This is a genomic window from Psychrobacillus sp. (assembly GCF_056205495.1).
Window position 1 is genome coordinate 1 of sequence record NZ_JBAEAP010000230.1, and the last position, 4,796, is coordinate 4,796.

Sequence of the window (4,796 nt, forward strand, 5' to 3'; positions counted from 1 at the left end):
AAAAATATACATGAAGTCTCAGATAGTACCAGCGCACTTAGTGAATTTGCCTTTAAAATAACACCCGGCACAGTACAGAATGTAGAAGGCACTCCATATTATGAAGTAAAAAACAAAGGGGAGCTATCTATTCAGGATGCAAAAAATGCTTATGAAATGTGTGCAAGGGCGCTGACCGACTATTATAAGGCGGTATGGAATGGTACGGATATTGAATTGAATGCTTTTATGAATAATGAAAACCTTTTACAATATACACAAAAGAAGATTCAATCCCAATTTGACTTGTATTTCACGAATAAGCTTACAGATGACTTTGTACAAAGTGTGGGTATTGCCACTCGTGATATAGATTGGAAAGTGGAGTATACGAACGATGAGGATGGAGGTTTTCTCTATTTATACTTACCTGCAGAAATAAAACATAATCAAGGTAGCTTTGGAGAAGCCACTGAGTTTCTAGTGCGTAATGAAAATGATCAGCTGGTCATTGTTGATTGGTATACAGGTGGTAAGGATACTTATGATTTTATGGTTCGAGGAGAAAACGAAACGATTGACAACCCAATTATTTGGAATGATAGTCAATGGGTGAAGGAGATAAATAGTAATCAGCTTAAATTCTCTAGCTCAACTCGATAGTTACTTACAGCTAACTTGACATCCACAATTAATTCTAATGCTGGCTATTACTAATTAAATTTATGAACTGCTGTAAAAATAGAAAAAATGAGTTTAACGTTCATTTAGCAGCTCATCTAAATTGTTCCTGTAGAAGTTAAAAAGAAGGACAAGTACTACTTTTTTGGCAACTTCCAATATTTATTTAGTGTGGATCTTGCTCTTCGGGAATGGTACTAAATACTAAGCTTTTATCATTTCTGACTGTCACATAATTTTCAAGCTGATGGACCCAACCGTCTTCTCCTTTTACACCTCTCCCAGCTAGTATAAAACTATCTGGATTTATGCTCTTAACTGAGAATTCTAATCTATATACGTCTTCAGAAGCATCATTTGTATAGCTAAGCTCTAAATCGTCTAAAGAAAATTCGGTTACCATGTCATCATTTTTCAAATTCTCCGTTGCTGTATCCATAATTCGTTCTCTTAGCTCATCTTCTGCTGAACCTCCCCTTAAAAAGAAAAACCAAAAAGGAACAGCCATAACTAAAAGAAAACAAAGAATCAAAAAAGATAATTTAAGCATAAAAATTTTTTGATATGGCGTAGTTGAAATTAGCTTCAAGGCTAGCTCCCCCCTTCATAAAAGTAAATGTAATATACATGAATAAAAATCGATAACCTTGGCAAGGCAACAACTCTAGTAGTCTCAATCATAAACCCGAGAAACCGACACTGTTATTACTTTTCCTATTTTAATGCCCCTCCATCGGTGTAGTGCTGAATACTAACGTCTCGTTATCCTTGACCGTTACATAATTCACTTTTTCATTGATCCACCCACTTTCGCCCTTTACCCCTCCTCCTGTCAGTATAAAATTTGTCGGATCTGTAGGTTTAATGGAATAAGTTATTATATATACCTCTTCTGACTCTTTGTTTTTATGACTTAGCTTTATCGTGTCAATTGTGAACTCAGAAATAGTGGGGTCTTCCTTCAGCAGAGAACTTGCAGCAATATGGATACTTTCAGTTAAATCTCCCGAGACATTAGTGCTGTTGCCACTTTTAAGTAACCAAACGGTGCTAAGAACAATTGCAAAAATAAGTAGTAATAAAAATATTTTTTTCCCATTCTTAGAGGAAGGTGATTTAGAAATTAGTTTCACCTTTAACACTTCCTTATCTACAAAAATCGTACACTTATCTTTATATATACGATTAACTTCTATAAAACATTCGCCACCTCCCTCACTGTTAATATAAAGGGAAATTTATTAGAATTTCGGAATGTCGATTGTGGTATGACTGGTTTTTCTATGCATAGAAAAGTATTAGTCTGCATATGAAGACGCGATATTTACTATAATCACCAAAAAACCCCGTGAGATGTTCCTCACGAGGAAATTCAGTAATATGATGAAGATCTTCTTATAGAGGAGGGGTTTCGCTATTTTTTGAATCAAGGAGAATCCCTTTACCAAAATGCTATCTTACTCATACATCAATCTTTTCATCTCCTTACCTGCCTTTTTTAAGCTGTGTCCCATCATTTAACCGCTCCTGCTGTTAGCCCTTCCATAAACTGCTTTGATGCGAGGAGAAAAAGAACCATCATAGGCAATGAAGCTAATGTTAGCCCTGCAAACAAAGAGCCCCAATCAGCGGAATGCTCTCCAAAAAGGGAAAGCATACCAACAGGAATCGTCATTTTTGCCTTTTCAGTTATAAATATTAGCGGGAAGAAAAAGTCATTCCAAGCAGCTATAAAATTGATAATGATAACTGTTCCTAAAGCAGGTCGCATAAGTGGAAGAAGTACATGCCAAAGGGTACGGAGGTTCCCAGCCCCGTCCATCCTCGCCGCTTCCTCAAGTTCCATCGGTAACGTTTTAAAAAAGCCTGTTAAAATAAGCATTGTAATAGGGGCACCAGTAGCTATATTCATAAGTATTAAAGACCATAAAGAATTGATGAGGCCTAGATCTCGCATTAAGATAAATAACGGAACTATTCCAAGCTTTATCGGAATCATCATTCCTAGCAAAAACAAAAAGAAAATCGCATTATTCCAGCTAAAGTTAAATCGAGCAATATAAAATGCAGCCAAAGAACAAAATAACACGACTAGAACTACAGAAGTAACGCTCACCATGACACTATTATAAAAATATTGGTCAAATGGAATCTTATTTAATAACGTTCTGTACGTATCTAGACTAAAGCTTGTAGGTAATCCTAAGGGATCCTTGAATATCTCCGAACTAGATTTAAAAGAGGACATAAACATTAAAAAAATTGGATATAAGCTGACGGTAGCAACTCCGAACATAACAATATAATAAAACGGCCTGGTCCAAATTGTATTTTTCTCCATACTATTCACCTCTTACATTTGTACTTCTTTTTTATTCATAAACTTTAGGAAGATCATTGTACATATTAATATGAAGAAAAATAAAACGGTCGCAAGTGCGGAGCCAAGTCCAATTGCCGTTGAACTAGAAGCAGTGGAGCTACCAAAAGCAAGTCGGTAAAAAAATACTGCCATTGTATCTGTTGAGTAATATGGTTCTCCCATCGAGCCCTGCATAGCGTAAACGAGCTCAAATGCTTCGAAGGATTGAATAAAGGTCAAAACCGTCATAATCAAAATAGATGGAATCATTAATGGGATGTATATCTTTCGTAACATGGAAGCTCCCTTTGCTCCATCCAGTCTTGCAGCTTCGATGAGTTCACCTGGGATGCTTTGGAAACCAGCTAAAAATATTAGTACCCCAAAGCCCAAGCCGAACCAACAGTTTACGAGAATAATGGAAATTAAAGCTGTTTCTGGCTCACCCAACCATGCTCTTTGTAGATTTTCTAAACCAAGCTTTCCTAAAATAAGATTGAGTGTACCAAAATTAGGATTTAAGATTAGCTTCCACAAGAAACCAACTACAATAACTGATAATAACCTCGGTAAGAAAAAAGCTACTTTGAAAAATTCAGCACCTTTTACTTTTTTATAGACTATAAAAGCTAAAAGAAATGCAAGGCCATTCATAACAACCATTTGTACGCAAAAATAAAGGACATTATGGGAAAAAGCATTCCTAAACATGGACCCATAAGGCTCTGTAGTAAAGAGAGTGACAAAGTTATCCAAACCAACAAAGGAATCTCTTGTGAATCCTTTAAAGGAGAAGAAGCTATATGATAAAGCTGCTAGTATAGGATAGAGTACAAACATCCCATAAATGATTAATATAGGGACGGGGAAAAGGTGGATCGTCCACCCTTTCCCCTTCTTTGAACGTTTTACTGGAGCTGTTTGTTCTGACATAAATCACAGCCTCCTTACTTATTTATTGAAATGGGGAAAACCAGGCTTCAGCACTTTTTTGCACCTTATCGGCTACTTCTTCTGGTGTAACCTCGCCAAGGTACATTCCTTGTAATTCTGTTTCTAGAACAGTTTTTGTAGTAGGATCTCCACCTGTAAAATTAATAACCCAATAATACGGGGTAGAACTTGTTTCCACCGCTTTACTTAGCTCACTAAGAAGCTCATCTTCTGAACTGATCCCAGGAATTGCACTAATCATATTAAATTCTTTCACAAAAAGTTCTCCAAATTCCTTTGTTGTTAAAAACTGAAGAAACACCTTAGCTGCTTCTTTGTTTTTAGAATTTGCATTGATCGCAAAGGAACCGTCAACCCACGAGGTTACTGTTTGATTTCCTTGCTTAGACGGCATTGCGAAATACCCATAATCCAAGTCTCCGTTTAAATCATTTACTACTGGAATTTCCCAGCTACCAAGTGGGAACATCGCTGCCTGCTCCATAGCAAACATCGTGCGGATATCATCCATTCCTAGTCCCTCAGAGTTTTTTGGGAAGTATTTCTTTAAGTCATTCATTACTTGAATGGACTCTTTAAATGCTGAATCAGTAAAATCCGTTTCCCCTTTGATAAGCTTTTCTGCAAAGGTATTTCCATCAACAACCCCTGCTCCAACTATTCCATGGGTTAACGACAACAACCAACCTTCTTTAGTTCCCATTGCAATAGGCGTCACTCCGGCTTCTAATAGCTTCTCATTCACTTCAATAAACTCATCCCACGTTGTAGGAATTTCAATTCCTTGGTCTGCGAATATCTTTTTATTATAGAAGAATTG

Annotated in this window: 6 protein-coding genes; 1 reads left to right on the forward strand and 5 read right to left on the reverse strand. The window is 36.7% G+C overall.

Features of this window, described 5'->3' with window-relative positions; genetic code table 11:
• A partial coding sequence (locus tag AC06OU_RS06605; protein ID WP_475854806.1) for a hypothetical protein occupies positions 1-642 on the forward strand: 642 nt, incomplete at its 5' end.
• A gap of 184 nt (positions 643-826) precedes the next feature.
• Here the strand turns inward: AC06OU_RS06605 and AC06OU_RS06610 are convergent.
• From AC06OU_RS06610 to AC06OU_RS06630, 5 genes are all read right to left on the reverse strand, one after another.
• Positions 827-1,249, reverse strand: a complete 423-nt coding sequence (locus AC06OU_RS06610) for a hypothetical protein (RefSeq protein WP_475854808.1) — start codon at positions 1,247-1,249, stop codon at positions 827-829.
• Positions 1,250-1,379: 130 nt separating this feature from the next.
• Entirely contained in the window at positions 1,380-1,793 is a 414-nt protein-coding gene (locus AC06OU_RS06615; protein ID WP_475854810.1) for a hypothetical protein, read from the reverse strand.
• Between the two features lie 380 nt (positions 1,794-2,173).
• Positions 2,174-3,001, reverse strand: a complete 828-nt coding sequence (locus tag AC06OU_RS06620) for a carbohydrate ABC transporter permease (protein ID WP_475854812.1) — start codon at positions 2,999-3,001, stop codon at positions 2,174-2,176.
• Between the two features lie 12 nt (positions 3,002-3,013).
• Positions 3,014-3,955 carry a carbohydrate ABC transporter permease gene (locus AC06OU_RS06625; RefSeq protein WP_475854813.1) on the reverse strand — a complete coding sequence of 314 codons (942 nt, stop codon included), beginning with the start codon at positions 3,953-3,955 and terminating at the stop codon, positions 3,014-3,016.
• A gap of 22 nt (positions 3,956-3,977) precedes the next feature.
• Positions 3,978-4,796, reverse strand: an 819-nt coding sequence (locus tag AC06OU_RS06630; protein ID WP_475854814.1) for an ABC transporter substrate-binding protein, incomplete at its 5' end; no start/stop codon positions are given.